This is a genomic window from Pseudomonas sp. GW456-L13 (genome assembly GCF_017350115.1).
GTDB classification, from domain to species: Bacteria; Pseudomonadota; Gammaproteobacteria; order Pseudomonadales; family Pseudomonadaceae; genus Aquipseudomonas; species Aquipseudomonas jessenii.
In genome coordinates, this window is record NZ_JACNAS010000001.1 from 131,656 (window position 1) to 155,501 (window position 23,846).

At 60.0% G+C, this 23,846-nt stretch carries 23 protein-coding genes; 7 read left to right on the plus strand and 16 right to left on the minus strand.

From position 1 onward, the window contains the following. Window positions 1–57: 57 nt before the first annotated feature. On the plus strand, window positions 58–669 hold the full coding sequence (locus J4D25_RS00635) for an FMN-dependent NADH-azoreductase (protein WP_057714749.1): 612 nt from the start codon (window positions 58–60) through the stop codon (window positions 667–669). Window positions 670–836: 167 nt separating this feature from the next. Next, window positions 837–1,874: a dienelactone hydrolase gene (locus J4D25_RS00640; RefSeq protein WP_057714750.1), complete on the plus strand. Its 1,038-nt coding sequence runs from the start codon at window positions 837–839 to the stop codon at window positions 1,872–1,874. Window positions 1,875–1,994: 120 nt separating this feature from the next. Here the strand turns inward: J4D25_RS00640 and J4D25_RS00645 are convergent, their stop codons facing one another. Continuing rightward, window positions 1,995–3,182, minus strand: coding sequence for an MFS transporter (locus J4D25_RS00645; RefSeq protein WP_057714751.1), 1,188 nt, complete (start codon window positions 3,180–3,182; stop codon window positions 1,995–1,997). A gap of 282 nt (window positions 3,183–3,464) precedes the next feature. Next, on the minus strand, window positions 3,465–5,051 hold the full coding sequence (locus J4D25_RS00650; RefSeq protein WP_033052720.1) for an ABC-F family ATPase: 1,587 nt from the start codon (window positions 5,049–5,051) through the stop codon (window positions 3,465–3,467). Between the two features lie 488 nt (window positions 5,052–5,539). On the opposite strand from J4D25_RS00650, the gene lpxO reads away from it, so the two are divergent. Then, the gene (lpxO, locus tag J4D25_RS00655) at window positions 5,540–6,439 is read left to right on the plus strand and encodes a lipid A hydroxylase LpxO (RefSeq protein ID WP_057714752.1); all 900 of its coding nucleotides are present in this window, start codon (window positions 5,540–5,542) and stop codon (window positions 6,437–6,439) included. Between the two features lie 66 nt (window positions 6,440–6,505). Here lpxO and J4D25_RS00660 read toward each other — a convergent pair whose 3' ends face one another. Then, window positions 6,506–7,357: a Ku protein gene (locus tag J4D25_RS00660; protein ID WP_057714753.1), complete on the minus strand. Its 852-nt coding sequence runs from the start codon at window positions 7,355–7,357 to the stop codon at window positions 6,506–6,508. A 193-nt stretch (window positions 7,358–7,550) separates the two neighbouring features. Here J4D25_RS00660 and J4D25_RS00665 point away from each other — a divergent pair, with 193 nt between their 5' ends. Both J4D25_RS00665 and J4D25_RS00670 read left to right on the plus strand, forming a co-directional pair. Beyond that, the gene (locus J4D25_RS00665) at window positions 7,551–7,898 is read left to right on the plus strand and encodes a hypothetical protein (protein ID WP_057714754.1); all 348 of its coding nucleotides are present in this window, start codon (window positions 7,551–7,553) and stop codon (window positions 7,896–7,898) included. Between the two features lie 67 nt (window positions 7,899–7,965). Next, a complete protein-coding gene (locus J4D25_RS00670; RefSeq protein ID WP_057714755.1) occupies window positions 7,966–9,117 on the plus strand; it encodes a PQQ-dependent sugar dehydrogenase in 1,152 nt (383 codons plus the stop codon). A 140-nt stretch (window positions 9,118–9,257) separates the two neighbouring features. Here the strand turns inward: J4D25_RS00670 and J4D25_RS00675 are convergent, their stop codons facing one another. Continuing rightward, window positions 9,258–9,593, minus strand: coding sequence for a DUF2834 domain-containing protein (locus J4D25_RS00675; RefSeq protein WP_057714756.1), 336 nt, complete (start codon window positions 9,591–9,593; stop codon window positions 9,258–9,260). A gap of 247 nt (window positions 9,594–9,840) precedes the next feature. On the opposite strand from J4D25_RS00675, the gene ilvA reads away from it, so the two are divergent. Beyond that, window positions 9,841–10,854, plus strand: a complete 1,014-nt coding sequence (gene ilvA / locus J4D25_RS00680; RefSeq protein WP_079246749.1) for a threonine ammonia-lyase, biosynthetic — start codon at window positions 9,841–9,843, stop codon at window positions 10,852–10,854. A 64-nt stretch (window positions 10,855–10,918) separates the two neighbouring features. Here ilvA and eco read toward each other — a convergent pair whose 3' ends face one another. Next, entirely contained in the window at window positions 10,919–11,401 is a 483-nt protein-coding gene (eco, locus tag J4D25_RS00685) for a serine protease inhibitor ecotin (RefSeq protein WP_057714757.1), read from the minus strand. Between the two features lie 279 nt (window positions 11,402–11,680). Here eco and J4D25_RS00690 point away from each other — a divergent pair, with 279 nt between their 5' ends. Continuing rightward, entirely contained in the window at window positions 11,681–11,947 is a 267-nt protein-coding gene (locus J4D25_RS00690; RefSeq protein WP_057714758.1) for a DUF1652 domain-containing protein, read from the plus strand. Here J4D25_RS00690 and J4D25_RS00695 read toward each other — a convergent pair. The 11 genes from J4D25_RS00695 to J4D25_RS00745 all read right to left on the minus strand — a co-directional run bounded on the left by J4D25_RS00695 (window position 11,944) and on the right by J4D25_RS00745 (window position 23,820). Then, a complete protein-coding gene (locus J4D25_RS00695; RefSeq protein ID WP_057714759.1) occupies window positions 11,944–12,339 on the minus strand; it encodes a hypothetical protein in 396 nt (131 codons plus the stop codon). The genes J4D25_RS00690 and J4D25_RS00695 overlap by 4 nt on opposite strands. Before the next feature lie 91 nt (window positions 12,340–12,430). Further along, window positions 12,431–12,697, minus strand: a complete 267-nt coding sequence (locus J4D25_RS00700) for a DUF2790 domain-containing protein (RefSeq protein ID WP_057714760.1) — start codon at window positions 12,695–12,697, stop codon at window positions 12,431–12,433. Between the two features lie 307 nt (window positions 12,698–13,004). Then, on the minus strand, window positions 13,005–13,949 hold the full coding sequence (locus J4D25_RS00705; RefSeq protein WP_057714761.1) for a carbohydrate kinase: 945 nt from the start codon (window positions 13,947–13,949) through the stop codon (window positions 13,005–13,007). A gap of 13 nt (window positions 13,950–13,962) precedes the next feature. Next, complete coding sequence (gene xylB, locus J4D25_RS00710; protein WP_057714762.1) at window positions 13,963–15,459, minus strand: xylulokinase; 1,497 nt, start codon at window positions 15,457–15,459, stop codon at window positions 13,963–13,965. 155 nt (window positions 15,460–15,614) lie between these two features. Further along, window positions 15,615–17,087 carry a mannitol dehydrogenase family protein gene (locus tag J4D25_RS00715; RefSeq protein ID WP_057714763.1) on the minus strand — a complete coding sequence of 491 codons (1,473 nt, stop codon included), beginning with the start codon at window positions 17,085–17,087 and terminating at the stop codon, window positions 15,615–15,617. Between the two features lie 16 nt (window positions 17,088–17,103). Beyond that, on the minus strand, window positions 17,104–18,207 hold the full coding sequence (locus J4D25_RS00720) for an ABC transporter ATP-binding protein (protein WP_057714764.1): 1,104 nt from the start codon (window positions 18,205–18,207) through the stop codon (window positions 17,104–17,106). A gap of 164 nt (window positions 18,208–18,371) precedes the next feature. Further along, entirely contained in the window at window positions 18,372–19,202 is an 831-nt protein-coding gene (locus tag J4D25_RS00725) for a carbohydrate ABC transporter permease (protein WP_057714765.1), read from the minus strand. An 8-nt stretch (window positions 19,203–19,210) separates the two neighbouring features. Further along, complete coding sequence (locus J4D25_RS00730) at window positions 19,211–20,137, minus strand: carbohydrate ABC transporter permease (RefSeq protein WP_046042047.1); 927 nt, start codon at window positions 20,135–20,137, stop codon at window positions 19,211–19,213. A gap of 153 nt (window positions 20,138–20,290) precedes the next feature. Beyond that, window positions 20,291–21,601 (minus strand): sugar ABC transporter substrate-binding protein, encoded by a 1,311-nt coding sequence (locus J4D25_RS00735; protein WP_057714766.1) that lies wholly within the window; start codon window positions 21,599–21,601, stop codon window positions 20,291–20,293. 361 nt (window positions 21,602–21,962) lie between these two features. Continuing rightward, window positions 21,963–22,868, minus strand: coding sequence for an AraC family transcriptional regulator (locus J4D25_RS00740; RefSeq protein ID WP_057714767.1), 906 nt, complete (start codon window positions 22,866–22,868; stop codon window positions 21,963–21,965). A gap of 61 nt (window positions 22,869–22,929) precedes the next feature. After that, entirely contained in the window at window positions 22,930–23,820 is an 891-nt protein-coding gene (locus tag J4D25_RS00745) for a hypothetical protein (protein WP_057714768.1), read from the minus strand. Window positions 23,821–23,846: the final 26 nt, after the last annotated feature.

Below are 23,846 nucleotides of genomic sequence, written 5' to 3' on the forward strand. Positions count from 1 at the left end.
TGTAGGATTAGTCCCATCAGATCGCCCTTGTGGGCGATCCTCACTTGGAGATCCCACATGAAACTGCTGCATATCGATTCGAGCATCCTGGGCGACAACTCGGCTTCCCGTCAGTTGAGCGGTGAAGTCGTCAAAGCCTGGCAAGCCGCCGAGCCAACCGCCGTGGTGACTTACCGCGACCTGGCCGCCGACGCCATCAGCCATTTCTCCGCCACCACCCTGGTCGCCGCCGGCACCACCGCTGAACTGCGCAACGCCGCACAACAGCACGAAGCGGAGCTGAGCGCCTCGACCCTGGCCGAATTCCTGGCTGCCGATGCCGTGGTGATTGCCGCACCGATGTACAACTTCACCATCCCGACTCAACTCAAAGCCTGGATCGACCGCATCGCGGTGGCCGGCCAGACCTTCCGTTACACCGAAGCCGGCCCTGAAGGCCTGTGCGGCGGCAAGAAAGTCGTGATCGTTTCGACCTCCGGCGGCATGCACGCCGGTCAGGCAACCGGTGTTGCCCACGAAGAGTATTTGAAGTTGCTGTTCGGTTTCATCGGTATCACCGACATCGAAATCGTCCGTGCCGAAGGCCTGGCTTACGGTGACGACGTGCGCAGCAAGGCCATGAGCGCCGCCCACTCACAAATCAGCGAGCAGTTGTTCGCCGCTGCGTAAGGCTTGGGTAAAAGTAAGCAACCGTTCAGGTAAAGCCCAAAAAACTCTGTATTCTGGCTACGCAAGTACCAGTTACGGAGTTTTTTGTTTCTGGTCGTTTCAGATTGTGGCCCGACTCATGCAGTCCAGGGCGTACGTCTCAAGTCCGGTAACAAGGCGGGGCATCCATGATGCGTCTTTGTGCAACTTTACTGATTTGCCTGCTCAGCAGCTTGAATACAGTGCACGCCGCGCCTGCACCGCATCCTCACTGGAGCGTCGGCTTCCACGAGATGACTTTTCTCGATCCGCTGGACTTGCAGCCGATGCGCGCCATTGCCTTCTATCCTTCCAGTGATCGGGAGCACACCAGCAAGCTCGAGGGTTACACCGTCGAAGCCGGGGAGGACACCAAGGTCGCCATCGGCCGGTTCCCGATGCTGATGCTGTCCCACGGAAATACCGGTACCCCGCTGGCCCTGCACGACCTTGCCACGTCGCTGGCGCGCAAAGGCTTTGTCGTGGTGGCGGTGATTCACCCCGGTGACAACTCCAGGGACCACAGCCGACTCGGTACTTTGAGTAACCTGTACGGCCGGCCGATCCAGATTTCCGAAGCCATTACCGCGACCTTGGGCGACCGTATGCTGTCGCCGTTCGTCAATGCCGATCAGGTGGGGGTCATTGGCTATTCGGCCGGTGGCGAGACCGCATTGATTCTGTCTGGCGCGACCCCGGACCTGGATCGCCTGCGCCGTTACTGCCAGGAGCGCCCGGATGACCGCGATGCCTGTAACACCCAGGGCGAATTGATTGTCGACCGCGACGACCTGCAACCGGTGGCCGATCCTCGCGTCCACGCCTTGATGCTGATGGCACCGTTGAGCCTGAAGTTCGGCCGCCACACCCTGGCCGATGTGCATGTGCCGGTGCTGCTTTACAGCGGCGATGGCGACAAGCTGGTGGCTGTCGACAAGAACGCCGCGGCGCTGGCGCGCAAACTGCCGACCGCGCCTGACTTCAAGTTACTGGCCGGGGCAGGGCACTTCGTCTTCATGGCACCGTGCAATGACGAGCAGATCGTAATCATGCCTGCGCTGTGCACCGATGCCGATGGCGTCGATCGGCAGGACATTCATCGCAATCTGATTTCTGAAGCCGGAAGATTCTTCTCGCGCACCTTGGGCAGGTCGACCCGGGCGGGGATGCAGACTGCCGATCAGTAATGTGCACAAAACCCTGTGGGAGCGAGCTTGCTCGCGATGGGGCCATCACATCCAACATCGATGTCGACAAATACTCCGCCATCGCGAGCAAGCTCGCTCCCACAGGGTCAGCGCCAAGGCTTACGTCATCGAACGACTCTTGAGCAGCAACGTCAGCCCCAAACCCGTCACCGATAACAACGCAGCACTGAAGAAAATCCACGCATAACCCAGGTTCAACGCCACTGCGCCCATCAAGGGGCCGGCAATCGCCAGCGCCAGATCGAAAAACACTGCATAAGCACTCAAACCCGCCCCCCGGCTGGAGTTGGGCACCTGTTTGATGGCCTCGACACCCAACGCCGGATACACCAGAGACAGGCCAAATCCAGTCAGGCCGGCGCCAATGAGCGCATACCCGGTCGAAGGGGCCAGCCACAACAGCATCAGGCCAACCGTCTCAATGCACATGCAGGCAATGGCCGACGTGAACCCGCCAAACCGACCGATGGCGGATATGAACAGCAGCCGCGACAGAATGAAACACACGCCGAACACGGTCAGGCAGTAGGCCGCGCCGGTCCAGCCACGATTGACGTAGTAAAGAGTGATAAAGGTCGTCAGGGTGCCGTAGCCAATGGACGCCAGGCTCAAGCTCGCGCCGAACGGCGCAATGCGCCCGAACACCGCCCAAAACGGCAGGCGCTCGCCGCGCACCACGGGCACCGAGGGCTTGTTGCGAATCAGCAACAGTGCGGCCAGGGCCAGCAGCGACAGGGCGATACCCAGGCTGGCGAAGCCCAGTTGTTGCACCATGACCACACCCAGCGGTGCGCCAATGGCAATCGCTCCATAGGACGCGATGCCGTTCCAGGAAATCGACCGCGCGGTATGCTCGGCGCCCACCTGGCCCATGCACCAACTGATGGTGCCGACACCGATCAACCCTTGGGCGATCCCCAGTAGCAGGCGCCCGGCGATCAGGATCAGCAGGCTGAGCAAGGGAAAGCCTTGCAACAGGGTCGACAGCAAGGTCAGCACGCCGCTGAGCACAATCCCCGCCAAGCCATAGATGATTGCGCGCTTGGTACCAACGCTGTCCGACATCCGCCCGGCCATGGGCCGGCTGAGCAGGGTGGCGAGGTATTGCGAGCCGATGGTCAGCCCGGCCACGATGGCGCTGAACCCGAGTTGTTCGTGGACATAACCCGGCAATACCGCAATCGGCAAACCGATGCAGAGGAAGGCAATGAAGGTATAGAAAACGATGGAGACGATCTGCAGGGTGATCGCCAATGAGCTTTGCGGAGCAACTTGCTGCACAGACATGAGGGCTCGTTCGCGGGCGGCGGTGGGAGACCTGCATCATGGCGCGGCGTTGGGATAAAAGAAAGCAGGCTAACTACTTTTGCCGTGACATTATCGTTGTTCCTCATGGCCTCATCGCGAGCAAGCTCGCTCCCACATTTTGAAATGCATCCCCCTGTGGGAGCGAGCTTGCTCGCGATGATTCATGTACCAACAAGAAACCTTGGCCCGGAATGCAAAAAGCCCCGTCACCAGGACAGGGCTTTTCACTTGAAGCTTGTAGCTAAAGGCTTGTAGCTACCTTTAGAACACCACACCCTGGCTACGCAGGTAATCGTCGTAGGTGCCGCTGAAGTCGGTCACGCCGTTAGGGCTCAGCTCGATGATGCGGGTGGCCAGGGACGATACGAACTCACGGTCGTGGCTGACGAAGATCAGCGTGCCCGGGTAGTTCTCCAGCGCCAGGTTCAGCGCTTCGATCGATTCCATGTCCAGGTGGTTGGTCGGTTCGTCCATCACCAGTACGTTCGGCTTTTGCAGGATCAGCTTGCCGAACAGCATGCGGCCTTGCTCACCACCGGAGATGACCTTGACCGACTTGAGGATCTCGTCGTTGGAGAACAGCATGCGGCCCAAAGTGCCGCGAATGATCTGCTCGCCCTGAGTCCACTGGCCCATCCAGTCGAACAGGCTGACGTCGTCTTCGAAGTCGTGGGCGTGGTCCTGGGCGTAGTAGCCCAGCTCCGCGCTTTCGGTCCACTTCACGGAGCCGGCGTCCGGGGTCAGTTCGCCCATCAGGGTGCGCAGCAGGGTGGTTTTGCCGATACCGTTCGGGCCGATGATCGCCACGCGCTCGCCGGCTTCTACGGTGAAGCTGAAGTTCTTGAACAGGGTCTTGCCGTCGAAGCCCTTGGACATCTGCTCGATGGTCACGGCCTGGCGGTGCAGCTTCTTGGTCTGTTCGAAGCGGATGAACGGGCTCACGCGGCTCGATGGCTTGACTTCGGCCAACTGGATCTTGTCGATCTGCTTGGCGCGGGAAGTGGCCTGCTTGGCTTTCGAGGCGTTGGCCGAGAAGCGGCTGACGAACGTTTGCAGTTCGGCGATCTGGGCTTTCTTCTTGGCGTTGTCCGACAGCAGTTGCTCGCGAGACTGGGTCGCCGCAGTCATGTACTCGTCGTAGTTGCCCGGGAACAGGCGCAGCTCACCGTAGTCCAGGTCGGCCATGTGGGTGCAGACGCTGTTGAGGAAGTGACGGTCGTGGGAAATGATGATCATGGTGCTGTTACGCACGGTGAGAATCGATTCCAGCCAGCGAATGGTGTTGATGTCCAGGTGGTTGGTCGGTTCGTCGAGCAACAACACTTCCGGATCGGAGAACAATGCCTGGGCCAGCAATACCCGCAGTTTCCAGCCTGGAGCCACTTCGGACATCGGGCCGAAATGCTGTTCCAGGGGAATACCCAGGCCCAGCAGCAGTTCGCCGGCACGGGATTCGGCGGTGTAGCCATCCATTTCGGCGAATTCGGTTTCCAGCTCGGCCACGGCCATGCCGTCTGCTTCGCTCATTTCCGGCAGCGAATAGATGCGATCGCGCTCGGCCTTGACCTTCCACAGCTCTTCGTGACCCATGATCACGGTGTCGATCACGGTGAATTCTTCGTAGGCGAACTGGTCCTGGCGCAATTTACCCAGGCGCACGTTCGGTTCCAGCATGACCTGGCCGCCGGACGGCTCGAGGTCACCGCCGAGAATCTTCATGAAGGTCGACTTGCCGCAACCGTTGGCGCCGATCAAACCGTAACGGTTGCCACCGTTGAACTTGACCGAAACGTTTTCGAAGAGCGGCTTGGCGCCGAACTGCATCGTGATGTTAGCTGTAGAAATCAAAGGTTTTTCCTGCGAAGCATTCAGAGTAGCTAGGGTTGCGGCAGTACCGGTTCAGTACCTGTTTCCACTGTTGGGCCCCCGGGACATTCATCCCGATCGGCAGTGGAAGATCCATCTGGCATCAAGTGGACAGCAGCATGTGGCGCGCCTGGCCCGAGACAACGTGCGCTGAAAGGGGATTTTCCCGCTCTCAACCTGGGGGCGCGTAAAGTTTGGCGGCGATTGTACTGGTCTGGCTCTTTAAACGATAGGGCGATGAGGCCTCTGCAACGCTTTGGCGGTTTTTGCGGACACATTTTCACAGTTGCGGGTTAACTATTGGTTACAAACTGTGGCTAAAATGCCACCCATCAGCTGAAGGCCGACCATCGGCGTGGTTCGATGGCATTACGGGGCCGCTGTTTCGCATTCAGTCGCTGCACAAGACCCGGGGACCGGCATGCCGGTAAAGGGCGCAGTTTGTTTATTTCCAACCTGTGACGATTTCCGTGAAACTGATCATTGCCGTTATCTACGTTGTCTCTATTGCGTACGTTCACCTGCGTGGTCGAGTGCGCCACAAGCTGGGGCGCCAGTTGAGTGATCACTCGACATTCCTGGCGCCGATCAATTGCTTTCTTTATCTGTTTTCGAAAATCTCCAACAAACCGTATCTCGATCCGGCTGATTTTCCCGACCTGAGCCCGCTGCAGGCGCATTGGGAAGAAATTCGTGCCGAAGGCCAGAATTTGCTTCAAGCCGGCGAGATCAAACGTTCGAACCAATACGATGACGTTGGTTTCAACTCGTTTTTCAAGACCGGCTGGAAGCGCTTCTATCTCAAGTGGTATGGCGATAGCCACCCGTCGGCCATGAAGCTCTGCCCACGCACCACCGAACTGGTACAGGGCATCGGCTCGATCAAGGCAGCAATGTTCGCCGAGTTGCCACCGGGCTCTAGACTGGTGCGCCACCGCGACCCGTATGCCGGTTCGTACCGTTATCACCTCGGACTGGACACACCCAACGCTGAAGGTTGCTACATCAATGTCGATGGTCAGAACTACCATTGGCGCGATGGCGAAGCGGTGATGTTCGATGAGACCTTCATTCATTACGCAGAGAACACCACGCCACGCAACCGCATCATCCTGTTCTGCGACGTCGAGCGGCCGATGAAGTATCGGTGGGCAGCGGCATTCAATCGCTGGTTCAGCCGCACTGTCATGTCGGCGGCAGGTGCACCGAACGAGGACGGAGACCGCACCGGTGGGATCAACCGGCTGTTCAGCAAGGTCTACAAGGTTCGCCTGCGCGCCAAGGAACTGAAAAAGCGCAACCGCAAGCTTTACTACCTCCAAAAATGGTCGATCTTTGCCGGGTTGCTGGCGGTCTTCATTCTGATCTGATTTTTTCGGTGTAGCGTACCAAGGCTTCGCGAGCCTGCTCGCGAAGAGGCCGGGACATCCAACGGATCACTTACTGACTTTCTTCCTGGCAACCGGTTTGCTGCCCGCCTTCGGCCTGGACGCTGCTTTACCGCTGCCGAGGCTGCGCTTGAGCAGTTCGGTCAGGTCAATGACATCCGCCGTTTTGCGCTCCTCTTCACCGGAAGCGGTTTCGACGTCTTCGATCTTGCCTTCACGGGCCTTCTTGTCCACCAGGGCCATGATCTTGTCTTCGAAGCCGTCCCGATAGTCGTCCGGCGTCCACTCGGCACTCATGTCCTCCACCAGGCGTTTGGCCATGTCCCGTTCGCCCTTGGCCAGTTCGGGGCTGGTCACTTCGCTGCCCAGCGCCAGTTCATCGAGACTTCGCACCTCGGCCGGCCAGCGCAGCATCACCAGGACCAGCGCCGATTCCAGCGGCATCAATGCGGCCAGGTGCTGGCGGGTATGCAAGACCACGCGGGCGAGGGCGACCTTGCCGGTTTTGCTCAGGGTTTCGCGCAGCAGCGCATAGACCTTTCCGCCGCGTTTGTCGGGAGCCAGGTAGTAAGGCGTGTCGATGTTCTGCAAGGGAATCTGCTTGCCGTCGACAAAGGAGAAAATGTCGATGGTCTGGGTCGAGAGCGGATGAGCGGAACGGATCTCCTCTTCACTGAGCACCACGTACCGGCCCTTTTCGTATTGCACGCCCTTGACGATGTGCTCCTTGGTGACTTCCTTGCCCGTCACCTTGTTGACACGCTTGTAGCCCACCGGGTCCATGCTGCGGCTGTCGAGCCAGTCGAAATCGACGCCTCGGGAGGACGTTGCGGAGACCAGCGCCACGGGGATGTGCACCAGTCCGAAGCTGATTGCGCCTTTCCAGATTGCCCGTGCCATGGTCGTCTACTCGCGAGTGATGTTCAGGTGACCTGCGGTCCAGGGCAAAAGTTTCTGTGGTCTGCGCGCCGGTTCTCTCGCCGGATCAACCGGGTGCCAGACCGTGCCGGGGAGTTTTTGGTTAACAAATCCGAACCTCGGGCGTAGCGTGGTATCGAAGTCCTTACTTACGCGGACGCAGAGAGGCACCCCCATGAACCGATACGTGTTTGGCGCCATTGCACTGGCCTTGAGTGGCGTACTTGGCTCCTTGGTCCAGGCCGACGTCTCTGCTTCGTTGCAGTTGGCCCAGAACCTGCCGGGCAGCACCAACAACAACCCTTATAACAGTCCGATTCGCCGGGCCAATCCCAACAGCATGCAAGGCACCCAACCCAGCACCCCGGCCATACGAGGACCCAATACCGTGCCGGTCCCGCGCCCGCCGACACTGGACAACGGTGGCATTGGTAATCGCTACCCCGACCGGACAGCGCCCGCCAGCCCACCGAAATTCATTCCCAATCCACCGCCTCGAGACACTGGTAGCAGCAACCGTTGAGTGGCAGGCATGACGTCTGCCCGCTACTTTTCACCAAGTCCCATTTCCATCAGAAAAGGAATCCTGCATGTTGCGTAAAAGCCTGTTGGCAACCCTCTGTGCCGGCGTATTGATCAGCGCCGCTGTCCCTGTGCTTGCCGCACCGGCCCAGACGATGAAAAGCGAAGATGGCACCCTTGAGGTCACCCCCATCGTGACGGGGCTGGAGCACCCCTGGGCCCTGGCATTCCTGCCGGATAGCAAAGGCATGCTGGTGACCGAACGGCCCGGCAACCTGCGACTGGTGACCGCCGAAGGCAAGTTGTCCGCACCGCTCAATGGCGTACCCACGGTCTGGGCCAAGGGGCAGGGTGGATTGCTCGACGTGGCGCTGTCGCCCGACTTCAAGCAGGACCGGATGGTCTATCTGTCCTATGCCGAAGGTGGCGGTCAGGGCGGCAAGGCCGGCACGGCGGTGGGCCGCGGCCGGCTCTCCGACGATATGACGGCGCTCAAGGATTTCCAGGTGATCCTGCGTCAGGAACCCAAGCTCTCGGTGGGCAACCATTTTGGCTCGCGGCTGGTGTTTGATCGCGACGGCTATCTGTTCGTGACCCTGGGGGAAAACAACGACCGCCCGACCGCCCAGGACCTCGACAAGCTGCAAGGTAAAGTGGTGCGAATCTACCCAGATGGCACTGTGCCCAAGGACAACCCCTTTGTCGGCCAGGCCAACGTGCGCCCGGAGATCTGGTCCTACGGGCAGCGTAACCCGCAAGGCGCCGCGCTCAACCCGTGGAACGGCACGCTGTGGGAAAACGAACACGGCCCTCAGGGCGGCGATGAAATCAACATCATCGAGCGCGGCAAGAATTACGGCTGGCCGCTGGCGACCCATGGCATCAACTACTCCGGTCAACCGATTCCCGAAGCCAAGGGTGAAATCGCCGAAGGCACCCTTGTCCCGAATCATGTCTGGGAAAAGTCCCCGGGCCTTAGTGGCATGGCGTTCTACGATGCCGATCGTTTCAAGGTCTGGCAGCGCAACGTGTTTGTCGGCGCGCTGATCAGCCAGGAACTGATCCGCCTGGAGTTCGATGGCGACAAGGTGATCCACGAGGAGCGCTTGCTCGGGGAGCTGAAAAAACGCATTCGCGACGTACGGCAGGGGCCGGACGGATACTTGTATGTTTTGACCGATGAGGAGAACGGCGGGTTGTACAAGGTGGGGTTGAAGTAGCCAGCCGTTGGCTTGTCCTGCAGCCGCCATAGTGAGCGGCTGCAGAACGGGTATTGAGTTTCAGGGCATCGGTTTTTCAAGTCTCGTGTAGGAGCGAGCTTGCTCGCGATTGCAATTTAAACCTCATTACGGGAGGTCGGTCAGATCTGCGGAGTCGCGGCAACTGAACTCTTTCGATCCTGAAACCCACGTACCACCAGATACAACAATGGCCCAATCGACACGAACACAGCGGTAATCAGTAGATATGGCACCACCGAAACCGCCGACTGCCCGCGCTTTCGCGCATCCTGGTACATCCAGATCGCTGCCAGCGTCGCCAGCAGGTAAAGATCGATCACCACTTGCGCAGTATCCGGGCGTGACATCAGGCTGATGCCGAAATCGATCAGCGATTGTTCGGCCTGGAGCATCACTGAAACCGTATAGCCGGCAAAAGCGATCAAGGCGATAAGGGGCAGGGTAATGGCCTTCATGTTTTCCTTCCTTGGGCAATGAATAGAACCGGTAGCCTATAGCGACCACCGCAAACTTGCCATTGACTTGCCATCAACGTCCGGCTAATTTCGAGCCATGACTTCCACCGTATTGCGCTGCCAGCCAAGCATTATTACCGCCATTCCTCATTTGGCGGGCTAGCTCACGACTGCAGCACCCAACCCGCCCTCGAGGCGGGTTTTTACTTTCTGTCTCCCGGGCCCCGATCAATGTCAGGAGACGACGATGAGTTTCACAACCGATCAACAGGCCTTGCTTGAAGGCTACGTGAAAAAAATCCTTGCCGCGCCGGTCTATGAGCTGGCCGTGCGCACGCCTTTGCAACCGGCACCGGCCTTGTCCGAAGCCTTGGGCAACCAGATCCTGCTCAAGCGCGAAGACTTGCAGCCGACCTTTTCTTTCAAGATCCGCGGTGCCTACAACAAGCTGGTGCAACTGAGCGAGGTGCAAAAGGCCCGCGGCGTGGTCACGGCTTCTGCGGGCAATCATGCGCAGGGCGTGGCACTGGCGGCGCGGGAGTTGGGGATCAACGCCACCATCGTCATGCCTTGCACGACGCCGCAGTTGAAGGTCATCGGCGTGCGCAGTCGCGGCGCCGATGCGGTGTTGCACGGTGAAAGCTTTCCGTTCGCACTGGCCTGTGCGCTGGATTTGGCCCGGGAAACCGGTCGCACCTTTGTTTCACCCTTCGACGATCCGGAGGTGATCGCGGGGCAAGGCACGGTGGCAATGGAAATCCTGCGCCAGCATCAGGGGCCTCTGGATGCGATCTTCGTGCCGGTGGGTGGCGGGGGGCTGATCGCGGGTATCGCCGCCTACGTCAAATACTTGCGGCCGGAAGTTCGCGTCATTGGCGTCGAGTCGGAACATTCCGCGTGTCTGCAAGCGGCGATGCATGCCGGCGAACGGGTCGTGTTGCCGAGCGTCGGCACCTTCGCCGATGGGGTGGCGGTGGCGCAGATCGGCGCTTACGGTTTTGAGGTCTGCCGGTTTTGCGTCGATGACGTGGTGACGGTCAGTAACGATGAACTTTGCGCCGCAATCAAGAATATCTACGATGATACCCGCTCGATCACCGAACCTTCCGGTGCGCTGGCCGTGGCCGGGATCAAGAGGTACGTCGCGCAGACCGGTGCCTTGGGGCAGACCCTGGTGGCGATCGACTCGGGTGCCAACATCAATTTCGATAGTCTGGGGCACGTGGCCGAGCGCGCCGCGTTGAGTGGCGCCCCGGCATGATGCCTGGGCAGGTCGACAGCGGACGCCGCAAACGGGCGCCGCGAGGGGCCGCCGGATGGCCGGGTTATTCCTGAATGGCTTTCTCGACCTTGGTCGACGCCGACCAGATCCGATAGCGCACTTCGATGTCCTTGGGTACGTACAGCACGAGCGGCAGCTTGCTGTTGTAACGCAGCAGGAAGCCGTCACCGACCACCGGTACAAAACCCTGTTTGCTCGTGCCGCCCGGGCAGGCCATCAGCGTGCTCATCGGTCCGATGACTTTTTCCAGGCGATAGAACGGATAGCCCCAACCCTCGAGGTTCTTCTCCTCGAGAATACCGCCCAGGCGCGGGTTGTTGCAGTCGACGGTCATCGTCTTGCCGGCCAGGATCTCGACCTGGAAGTCGCTTTCCCGGGACTGTGGCGCGAGGTGAATCACCTGGCGGGTAAATCCGCTTTCGGCCTTCGGATAGGGTGCGGTGTCTTCGAGTTTGGCGGCGTGAGCAACGCCGGCAAGCCCCAGTGCGAACAACGCTGTGCAAGCGTTAACGGTCAAAGAATTCATGATGCCTCCTTGCTTGAAGTGAAGGGCGGCATTTTCACTGTCGTGTGCAGTGAATGCAAACCCGGGATCCCCCCGCGTGCAAATTGCAGGGTCGCCAGGGGCGCTTGTTGCAAACCGTATGGCAGGTTTACAGGTGATTCGTCTATATCCTTGAAGTGCCGATGAACTGCACCACGAAAATCAAGGTATGTTTTATGCTGTAGGTGCCCTTGAAGCTTGCCGGGATTTCAAATGAGCAAGCATTGATCGTCGGGCCGTTTCACAAAGGAGGGAGTTGCCATGTTTCTTTCTGCCTTGGAAATTCGCAATATCATCGAAAGCAGTTTTCTGCCCAAGCGCTGCCAGTGCACGCTGTCACCGGACCTGTCGATGACCGTCAAGGTCTATGCAGACGGGCAAACCGATCAGCTCGATCTATTGGTCACCGGCATCGATGCTTCCGGGCTCAATGGTTGTCGGGAAATCAACGAGCTGATTGCCCAACTGCGTTCCAGGCAGCATCACGTAGAGGTCGAACCGCACTCTATGCTGGGCAAAGCACTCTAGTCTGCTGTTTCGGGTTCCAGGGACACGCGCCGGGTCTGGAAGAACGCCAGGCCCAGCGCCAGTTCAAACCCGACCGCCAGTAAAATGCCCGGTCCGACATGGCCGTTGAGCCATTCGGCAAAACCCAGCACGGCCAATCCCCAGCAGCCGACGACGAAGCCGAGGCTCAGCGCATTGCGGGTTGCGCAAGGAGGGGCGTTGCGAACCAGAAAAGAGAACACGCTTAACGCCCCAAACAGCACGGCGGTGCGTCGCGCGACCAACCCCACCGCGAATGAAAACTCGATATCCCAGAACGACAATAACCATTGCGGTGTCAGACCCCAGACCAGACTGAGCAAAAGACATAGGGCGGCGCAAAACAACGACAGCGTGCGAAACGACAACTGCATGGCGAATCCTTGCGGGCAGAGAGGGAGGCGCTAGAGCATAGCGCCGCAACCCTCAAAGGAATACTGCCAAGTACCAAATCAGATTTTTCGGTCAGCCCTGGTTCTCGCAAGCGTCGGAAAGTTTACGGTAGGAAATTTCTGCGGGTTTTCCCGTGTCATCGATGTACTTCATCTCGGCCTTCACCACCTTGCACTCCAGGGTGTCCGGCTCGGTCAGTGAAATCACTTTGCTGACATGCAATGGCATGCCGTAGTGATAGGGCACGGCTTGAGAGGTCGTGGTGTCATTGGCCTGAGCCAGGCCGGCAAACGCGGTGCAGGTGAGGGCGGCGGTAACCAGCAGGGTGCGAGTGTTCATCAGCGATCTCCGGTGCGGACGGAATGTCAGTTCGATGTGTCGCTTGTCGAACTTGCCGCACTGGGCGTCAGAACAGTCTGAGGGCGTGCGGTCCAGTGAAGTGTTGGATCGCACGGTTAAGCGAGGGTTAACCCGGCTGAACACCGCCTGTCGCGGATGCGCGATCCTGTATATCAGTTAAGACCATCGGGCGCCTGATAGAAAGTCATCGCGAGCAAGCTCCCACAATGCCCGAGCGTCGACACAAATGTTGTGAACGACCCGCAACCCTGTAGGAGCGAGCCTGCTCGCGAAGAGGCCCTCGAATTCAGCGCAAATCCAGTTGCTTGCGATAAGGCAAATCCGGCCCGGTCTTGCTGCACGTCAGCGCCGCCGCCCGCACCGCGAACTTCAGCATGCGGTCGATCTGCTCGCGGCCCAGTTGCTTCACGCCCTCCACCGAATCCAGTTGCTGTTCGGTCAGCCAGGTAATCAGCGCCGCCTGAAAGGTATCGCCCGCGCCCACGGTGTCGGCGATTTTTACCGAACAGGCGGGGGCCGACCACGAACCATGTGCCCGACTGAACACGGTCGCGCCTTCGCCGCCCCGGGTCAGGAATACCAGCTGACAGCGGTGCTGCAACCAGCCCTCTATCACCTGTGCCGGGTCCTGGTCGGGGTACAGCAGATGCAGGTCCTCGTCGCTGACCTTGATCAGGTCGGCCAGTTCCACCAGTGTCGCGACTCGTTTACGCCACAGGTCGATGTCCGGCTCCGGGTTCAGGCGCACGTTCGGATCGAGGCTGATCAGGCGCTTGCCGCTTTCCCGGCGCACCAATGCCAATAGCGTGTCGGCAATCGGCTGCACCACCAGGGAAAACGAGCCGATATGCAGGCCGCGTACCTCAGGCCCGAGTGTCGGCAGGTGCTCCGCTTGCAATTGTCGATCCGCGCAACCTTCGCCACGGAAGCTGTACTGCGGCGAGCCATTGGCCCCCACGGCGACCATTGCCAGGGTGGTCGGCGCGGCAAACTCCAGCAGGTAGTCCAGGCACACGCCCTCATCTTGCAGCACTTGCAGCAGGCGCCGGCCCAAATAGTCGGTGGACAAACCGGCCAACAGCGCCGCGTCCACACCCAAGCGGCGCAAGCCCACCGCCACGTTGAACGGCGAGCCACCGGCAATGGCCTTGAAGTTCACTTTGGACGCCAGCCCACTGGCGTCGTTTTCACTGAAAAAATCGAACAGCGCTTCGCCACACACCAGGTACATAGTTGTTCACTCTTCAAAGGGTTGCGACATGCTGTTGATAGCGTTCATACGCCTGCTGACAGGCTTGCACATTGTCGGCGACCGGCAGGGTTTCACTGGCCGGGTCGAGTTTTACGCAGCGTTCGCACAATTGCGCCAGGCTGTCTTCGTGCCCGTTCGCCCGGGATACGCACCAGGCCGCCTGAATCGCCGCACCCAAGGCTGCGGCCTCGCTTTGTTCGGTGCAGATCACCGGTGTATTCATGGTGTCGGCGACGATTTGCCGCCAGACCGCACTTTTTGACCCGCCCCCAATCAGCCGAATGCTGCGGCTTTGTAAGCCATTGCGGCGTAGCAGGTCCAGTCCGTAACGCAAACCGAACGTCGTGCCTTCGACCACCGCGCGGCACAGGTTGGCCCGGGTCAGGTTGGTCATGGTCAGGCCCGACAGGCTGGCGCTGGCATGGGGCAGGGCGGGCACACGTTCGCCATTGAAGAACGGCAGCATGCACACACCGTCGGCACCGATTGGCGCCTGGGCAACGAGGTCGTTGAATTGATCGATGTCGAGGTCCAGCAGCTCGCGAATCAGGCTGGTGGCATTGGTCAGGTTCATGGTGCAGATCAAAGGCAGCCAGCCGCCACTGGAGGAACAGAACGTGGCAACCGCGGCATCCGTGGCGACGTTCGGCTGATCGGCGTAGGCGTACACCGTGCCTGACGAGCCGAGGCTCATGGTGATTGCGCCAGGCTGGATGTTGCCGGTGCCGATGGCGCCCATCATGTTGTCGCCACCGCCACTGGACACCAGTGCCCGAGGATTGATGCCCAGGTGTTCGGCGATGCCTGGCAGAATCGTGCCGACCGCCTGATGGGGGGCGATCAGTTCCGGCAGCGCCGCTTGCAAGCGCCCGCTGGGGTCGATGTCACGCAATAATTGCCCATCCCACTGGCGCGTACGCACATTGAAATACCCGGTGCCCGAGGCATCGCCGTATTCGCTGCAACTACGACCGGTGAGCCAATGGTTGAGGTAGTCGTGGGGCAGCAAGATGCGGGAGATCCGGGAGAACACTTCGGGATGCTGCTCTTTGGTCCATAACAGCTTGGACAAGGTGTAGCCCGGCGCGATGACTACGCCCAGGCGTTTCAGCGAACCCTTTTCGCCACCCAGGTGGGCCAGCAGTCGGTCATTCTCCGGGGTGGTTTCGGTGTCGCACCAGAGTTTAGCCGCACGCAACACCTTGCCCTGATCGTCGAGCAGCACCAGGCCGTGTTGCTGGCCGGACACGCCAATGCCGAGGATCGACTGGCCATTGGTTTTGGCCGCGAGCAATGCGCGACGAGTGGCGGTGGCGAAGGCTTCCAGCCACTGCTGGGTGTCCTGTTCGCGGCGGCCATTGGGGCCGCTGATCAGGCTGTGGCTGGCGGTTCCCTGGCCGAGTACTTCACCATTGGCCGAGTCGAGGATGATGGCTTTGGTGCCTTGGGTTCCGCAGTCGATGCCGAGGAAGAGTTGTAGGGTTGTCATGCAGTATTCCTGGTCGTCAGCTAGATACAAGTCTGGATTCAGTATCCCCGGTGCCTGTCAGGCCGCCTTCGCGAGCAAGCTCGCTCCCACAGGGCACAAAACTCCTTGTGGGAGCGGGCTTGCTCGCGAAGGCGGCAGCAGGTCCACCGCAGGACTTACGCCAGCACCCGTTCCAACGTCCGCGACACCCCAACCTCGCGCAAACTGTTGCAGCACCACTCAAACGCCGCGACAAACTCCGGCGAGCGCGCAATGGCCGTACCAAAAATCTCCTCGACCGCCAGCAAGCGCTGGGTAATCAGCACATCATCGGCCACCAGTGCCTGGCAGAACGCCGCCCGCGGATCCGCAATCGTGTAGGTCTCGCCCTGTTCATCCACGCCTTTGAGATACAGCGCCCACGCCGCCACCACCAACGCCGCGCGCCGGGTATCGCAGCCATCGGCGATCAGGCGGTTGATGGTCGGTACGGTGAATTTCGGAAACTTCGACGAACCGTCCGAACACACCCGTTCAAGCTGATCGGCAATCGCCTGATTGGAGAACCGCGCCACCAGGGTGTTCTTGTACTCGGCCAGGTCGATTCCCGGCACCGCCGGCAGCTGTGGCGTCACGTCCAGGTCCATGTAGGCGCGCATGTAGCGCACGAACAGCGGGTCGTTCATGGCTTCGTGGACGAAGCGGTAACCCTTCAGGAATCCCAGGTACGTCAGCGCCAGATGACTGCCGTTGAGCAGCTTGATCTTCATTTCTTCGTAGGGCGTGACGTCGTCGGTGAATTGCACGCCGACTTTTTCCCAGGCCGGGCGACCGTTGACGAACCTGTCTTCCAGCACCCATTGCGCGAAGGGTTCGCAGACCACCGGCCAGGCATCGTCCACGCCATGCCGGTCCGCCAGTTGCAGGCGATGGAGGGTGCTGGTCATCGGTGTAATGCGGTCGACCATGGCGTTGGGGAAACTGACGTTGGTGTCGATCCAGTCGCGCAACTGGCTGTCGTGCAAGGCGGCAAAGGCCAGCAGGGCCTTGCGGGTGACGGCGCCGTTGTGCGGCAGGTTATCGCAGGACATCAGGGTGAAGGCCGCTGTGCCAGCTGCGCGGCGCTTGGCCAGTGCGGCACACAGGAAGCCGAACACGGTTTTCGGTGCACCAGGGTGCGCCAGGTCATGCTGGATCTGCGGCAAGTGCGCCATGAACTCGCCGGTGCTGTCGTCGATGCAGTACCCGCCTTCGGTGATGGTCAGCGAGACGATGCGGATCTCGGGGCTGGCCAGTTTGTCGATCAATGCCTGGGCACTGTCCTCGGCCAGCAGCATGTCACGAAGGGCGCCGATCACCCGCACTTCGGTGTCGCCGCTATCGCCGAGTTCGAACAGGGTGAACAGATAATCCTGATCCTTGAGATCGTCACGGGCGCGACGGTCCTCAGCGCGCAGGCCGACACCGCAGATGGCCCAGTCCAGGCCTTCACCGGTATTCATCAAGGCGTCGGTGTAGTACGCCTGATGGGCACGGTGGAAACCGCCGACCCCGATGTGCGCGATACCTTGGCGGGTCTCGCCCAGAGCGTAGGCGGGCAGGACCACTTCAGGGGCGAGGCGGTTGAGGTTGAGTTGGTTCAATTTCATCGCAGGCTCTCTGAAATCAGGCAGCGACGCGCAACGGGCGGGTCAACGCCACGCCGTCGGCATCGAATAAATGGCAGTGTTGCGCATCCAGATGCAGGCTCAGGGTTTCACCGTAGCGGCTGGCCAGATCGCCGCGAACGCGCATGGTCAGGGCTTCGCCGGATGCCGTCCGGACGTGGCAGAAGGTGTCGCTGCCCAGGCGCTCGCTGACATCGGCGGTGACCTGCAAGGCACAGTCGCCGGGTTTGGCCAGTTCCAGGTGCTCTGGGCGAATACCCAGCGTCACCGCACTCCCGACGCTCAGATGCCTGCCGCCCAAGGGCAGGCTGACGCGGGTTCCGGCGTCGAGTTGCACTTCACAGCCCTGGCTGTCGACGCGGGTGATCTTGCCCTTGAGGAACCCCATTTTCGGTGTGCCGAGGAAACCGGCGACGAACAGGTTGGCTGGCTGGTGATAGAGATCCAGCGGCGAGCCGACCTGCTCGATCTTGCCGCCATTGAGTACGACCACTTTGTCGGCCATGGTCATCGCTTCGACCTGATCGTGAGTCACGTAGATCATCGTGGCTTGCAGTTCTTTGTGCAGGCGCAACAGTTCCAGGCGCATCTGCACCCGCAGGGCGGCATCGAGGTTGGACAACGGTTCGTCGAACAGGAAGATTTTCGGGTTGCGCACGATGGCCCGGCCAATTGCCACGCGCTGGCGCTGGCCGCCGGACAGTTGCTTGGGTTTGCGCTCCAGCATCGGCCCCAGTTCGAGGATGCGCGCCGCTTCGCTGACCTTCTTCTCTACTTCGGCTTTCGCCACACCGGCCAGGTCGAGGGCGAACGACATGTTCTTGCGCACGCTCATGTGCGGGTACAGGGCGTAGGTCTGGAACACCATCGCCAGATCGCGCTTGGCCGGGCTCACTTCGGTGATGTCGCGGCCGTCGAGTTCGATAGTGCCGCCACTGACTTCCTCCAGCCCGGCGATCAGCCGCAGCAGCGTGGATTTGCCGCAGCCCGACGGGCCGACGAATACCACGAACTCCTTGTCGTTCACCTCCAGGTCGATGCCCTTGATGATGGAAAAGCCTTCGAAGCCTTTTTGCAGATTCTTGATTTTCAGGTTGGCCATGGTGATGGGCCTCCGTTTGTTTTTATTCAGTTGAACCAGGTGGGCTTTTTTGTGGGAGCGAGCTTGCTCGCGATGAGGGTGTATCCGTCGGCATTGATGCTGACTGACCCACCGCTATCGCGAGCAAGCTCGCTCCCACAGGAGTCGCATTCGGTTAACGGTATTCATTTCACGGCGCCGAACGACAGGCCGCGCACCAGTTGTTTCTGGCTGATCCAGCCGAAGATCAGGATCGGCGCACAGGCCAGGGTCGAGACGGCCGACAATTTGGCCCAGAACAGCCCTTCGGGACTTGAGTACGAGGCGATCAATGCGGTCAGTGGCGCGGCTTTCGACGAGGTCAGGTTCAGCGACCAGAACGCCTCGTTCCAGCACAGGATCAACGACAGCAGCACCGTGGATGCCAGGCCGCCCTTGGCGATGGGCAGCAACACCCGGAGCATCTCCTGAGCCAGCGTTGCGCCGTCCAGCCGCGCGGCTTCGAGGATGTCCCTGGGGATGTCCTTGAAGTAGGTGTAAATCATCCAGACCACGATCGGCAGGTTGATCAGCGTGTAGATGACGATCAGCGCGATCCGCGTATCGAGCAGGCCGAAACTCTTGGCCAGCAGATAGATCGGCATCAGCACGCCCACCGGCGGCAGCATCTTGGTGGAGAGCATCCACAGCAGCGTGCCTCTGGTGCGTTGGGTTTCGTAGAAAGCCATTGAGTAGGCCGCCGGCACCGCGATCAGCAGGCACAGCGCGGTGGCGCTGAAGGAGATCACCACCGAGTTCCAGGCGAAACTGAAATAGTCGCTGCGCTCGTTGATGTGCAGGTAGTTCTCCAGCGTCGGCATGAAGATGAACTGCGGCGGCGTGGCGAAGGCATCGATCTCGGTCTTGAAACTGGTCAGTACCATCCAGAAGATCGGAAAGAAGATCAGGATCGCGATGGCCCAGGCCAACGTACCGAGCAGCAGGCTTTGCAAACGACGGGATTGTTGAAGAGTCATGGCAGGCCTCAGGCTTTGTCGGTCAGGTTTTTGCCGATCATCCGCACCAGGATGATCGCGGCGATGTTGGCGATGACCACGGCGATCAGGCCGCCCGCCGAGGCCATGCCCACGTCGAACTGCACCAGCGCCTGGTTGTAGATCAGGTAGGCGAGGTTGGTCGAGGCGTAGCCGGGGCCGCCGTTGGTGGTGGTGAAAATTTCGGCGAACACCGAGAGCAGGAAGATGGTTTCGATCATCACCACCACCGCAATCGGCCGCGCCAGGTGCGGCAGGGTCAGGTGCCAGAAGATCGCGATGGGCCCGGCACCGTCCAGGCGCGCGGCTTCCTTCTGTTCCTGGTCGAGGGACTGCATGGCGGTCATCAGGATCAGGATCGCGAAGGGCAGCCATTGCCACGAGACAATGATGATGATCGACAGCAGCGGGTAGTGCGCCAGCCAGTCCACTGGTTGCGCGCCGAACAGCTTCCAGACGTAGGCGAGAATCCCCGACACCGGATGGAAAATCAGGTTCTTCCATATCAGCGCGCCCACCGTGGGCATGATGAAAAACGGCGAGATCAGCATCACCCGTACGATGCCGCGACCGAAAAACTCACTGGCCTCCAGCAATGCACTGATCAGCACGCCGAATACCACACTGATCAGCAGCACGCTGCCCACCAGCAACAGCGTGTTGGTGGCGCCGGGCAGAAAGCCGGAGTCGGTGAGGAAGTAGGTGAAGTTTTCCAGGCCGACGAACTCGTTCTCGCCGGGGTTGAGCAAGTTGTAGCGAATCGTCGAGAAGTAGACGGTCATACCCAGCGGTACGATCATCCACAACAGCAGCAATGCCACCGAAGGGCTGACCAGAAACCAGCCGGGATTGGCCACGCGGCTTTTGCGCTGCGGCTGGGCAATGTCCATGTGAGCTTTTGCAGTTGATGTATTCATGGTGTTAAACCGAATGGGTACAGGCAATGAAGATCAACTGTGGGAGCGAGCTTGCTCGCGATAGCAATCTGTCAGCCGACATCACTGTTGAATGTCATGGACTCATCGCGAGCAAGCTCGCTCCCACAGGGAACAGGGGCAGGCTACTGCCGGTTACTTGGGATAACCCGCGCGCTTCATCTCGCGCTCGGTGGTTTGCTGGGCCGCCGCCAACGCCTGGTCGACCGTGGTTTGGCCGATCAGCGCCGCCGAGAAGGATTTGCCGACCTGGGTGCCGATGCCCTGGAACTCGGGAATGGTCACCAACTGGATGCCGATGTACGGCACAGGTCTGGTGCCCGGTTTGCTCGGGTCCGCGGCCTTGAGCGATTCCAGCGTGACCCTGGCGAACGGCGCGGCACTCATGTACGCCTCGCTGTAGGTCGAGGCTCGGGTGCCTGGCGGCACATTGGCGATGCCGTCTTTTTCCGCGACCAGTGCGCCGTATTCTTTGGACGTGGCCCAGGCGCTGAAGGTTTTCGCTGCGTCCTTGGCCTTGGAACTGGTCGGAATGGCCAGTGCCCAGGAGTACAACCAGGCCGAGCCCTTGTCAGTGACCTGATGCGGCGCATAGGTGAAGCCGACGTGATCGGTGACCTTGCTCTGGGACTTGTCGGTGACGAACGAGCCGGCGACGCTGGCATCGACCCAGATCGCGCATTTGCCACTATTGAACAGCGCCAGGTTTTCATTGAAACCGTTGCTCGACGCCCCCGGCGGGCCGGATTTCTTCATGGTGTCGACATAGAAGTTCAGCGCGTTTTTCCATTCGGGACCGTTGAATTCCGGCTGCCACTTTTCATCGAACCAGCGCGCGCCATAGGCGTTGGCCACGGTGCTGATCAGCGCGATGTTCTCACCCCAGCCGGCCTTGCCCCGCAGGCAGATGCCGTACTGTTCCTGTTCGGGTTTGTTCAGTTTGGCGGCGAATTCACCGATCTGCTCCCAGGTCGGGCGCTCGGGCATGGTCAGGCCGGCGTCCTTGAACAGGTCGGTACGGTAATAGGTGATCGAGCTTTCGGCGTAGAACGGCAGGGCGTACAGCTGGCCTTTGACAGACAGGCCTTCGCGCACCGACGCAAACACATCGTCGAGGGCGTAACCAGCCGGCAAATCCTTCATCGGCTCCAGCCAGCCCTTGGCGCCCCAGAGTGCCGCTTCGTACATGCCAATGGTCAGCACATCGAATTGCCCGCCCTGGGTGGCGATGTCGGTGGTCAGGCGCTGGCGCAGGACGTTTTCTTCGAGGACCACCCAATTGAGCTTGATGTCCGGATGCTCGGCCTCGAAGGTTTTCGAGAGCTTTTGCATGCGGATCATGTCGCTGTTGTTGACGGTGGCGATGGTCAGGGTCTGTGCGCCAAGGCTGACGCTGCTGAGGGTCATGCAGGTGAGGGCAAGCAGGGCTTTTACCGAAGGTTGCATCGTGCACTCCTTTTCTGCACCCGGCGGGATACAGAAGGACAGTTATTGTTTTTGTGTCTTCCGAAGGCAGGAAGAATGTGCGCTGATTACATCCTTCAATCGAGGGCGAGACAAATCATCCATCGCACTTCAATCGATACTTTTTTGCACTGAAGTTTTGAGGGCTAGACGCAGGGAAGGGCTTTTCAGCGAAGGAGGGGTATTGAATCCGTACAGGTTTCAGGGGGGTAACGCTGTACCCGTGGGAGCGAGCTTGGTCCGGGCGGCGATCCGACGATGGCGGTGTATCAGGTTAATAAATGTCGACTGACACGGCCTCATCGCGAGCAAGCTCGCTCCCACAGGAATTTGAGGCGTGTCTTCAACCCAGGTTTTGCTCGGTCAACCGCTGCACCACTAGCCGCCGGTAATGCGAAGGCGTCATGCCCTTGAGCTGCTGGAAGCGCCGGTTGAAGTTGGAAATATTGTTGAAGCCCGATTCGAAGCAGACATCGGTCACCGGCTTGTCGCCATCGGCCAGCAACTCGCAGGACTTGCTGATGCGCAGGCGATTGACGAATTCGATGAAATTGCGCCCGGTGGCCTGCTTGAATACCCGGCTGAGATACGTCGGCTTCATACCCAGATGCTCGGCGACCTCTTCCAGCGTCAAGTCCCGGGCGTAGTGGGCAAAAATGTAATCCACCGCGCGGTTGGTGCGATCGATGTTGTGCTCGTCCGCCAGTTGTGGGGTCGTGGCACCAGAGAGCAATTGGTAGTCGTCGGTGGCCGCGAGCAACTCCAGCAGAATGAAAAAGTGCCCGAGCCGGGTCATACCGGTGGTATCGGCGATGCGCTGCATCAGGTCCATCGCCTTGTCGATGGTGTGCTTGCAGCGAAACTCGATGCCGTACTGCGCGCGCTCCAGCAGCGGTGCCAGGGCCTTGAGTTCGGCGAACACCTGATAGCCACTATCGAACAACTCATCGGTGAAGTTGACCAGCATGTCGCGCTTGGGCACCACTTCATCCTCGGCCACCTGGCTGATCCAGTTGTGGGGCAGGTTGGGGCCGGTGAGAAACAATGTCCGGGGATAGAAGTTGCCGATGTAGTCGCCGATGAACACCTTGCCGGAACTGGCGACGATCAGGTGCAGTTCGTATTCCTTGTGGAAATGCCAGCGCACCAGAGGGCAGGGGAAACCGTGCTGGCGATAGATGATGGACAAGCCGTTGTGGTCGTCCATCAACTCATAGGAAGGATCGGTGACTCTGGCGGTACGGGTCATGTCAGGGCGCTTGTGTAGTTATCCCGCCCCGATCATGCCTCTTGCCGGATGGATAGCGCTACTACCGCCGGTGCGTCTGTTCGTGCAAGGCACGGCCGTAAACCGCTTTCATGCTGGTGGCGCTCCAGCAATAACGAACGATGTCGGACTCGTCGAAAAAATCGGTGCTGATGATGCTGCAACGCGTGACCCAGTTTCTCGTGGTGTCGAACCAGTCGTTGATCTGCCGCTTGATATTTCCGGGCCCGCCGAGCAGCGAGTAGGTGGTCGCGGACAGTGACCAGAGGAAGGTTTCGTAGGGCGCATCTTCCAGGGTTTGCGCGATGTAGCGTTGCAGCTCGGCGGGGGCGGAGAACGCGTTGTCGCGCCATTTGTGCGGGATGCGAGGCCAGAAGTACTCGCCATCGAGCGCCGACAGGGCGGGTGCCGCCATGATCACCCGGCGATGTGGGCTCGCACTTTTGAGTTCTCCAACCGTTTTGAATCTGTCGCCTGGAAGGACGGCCCGCAGCCCTAGACGTCGCACGAGCCAGTCACTGAACCTTTCATGATCGAAAGGTTTATTGCCATCAGCCAGTTGATGGAAGTCCAGCACGATAAATTCGTCCGGGTTTCGATCAAGGAACAGCAGTACCGCGTCGATCAGATCGTCCAGGGCGCGGTGCGAGCGAAAGCCGTTGTGGTGAAAGTAGAAGCCCGATCGAGCCGCACCGGCGGTGTAGCCAAGACGGATATCAAAGGCGCGGGCGCCGTTGGCCAGTTGCCAGGAAAAAGTGTCGTTCTGACAAATCGTCCAATGGCCGAGCACCGCATCGTGGTTGGGCGCTTTTTTGTCCATTCCGGCGTTATGCACGCCAGGCCAGACGATATCGGTGAGTTTGAGTTGATTGATTTCGAGGGTGCTGCTCATCCAGGTTTGCTTGTCGAGCAAACCACGCGTATTGCTGGTCATGGCCATTCCTTGTGCGAATCACCCCA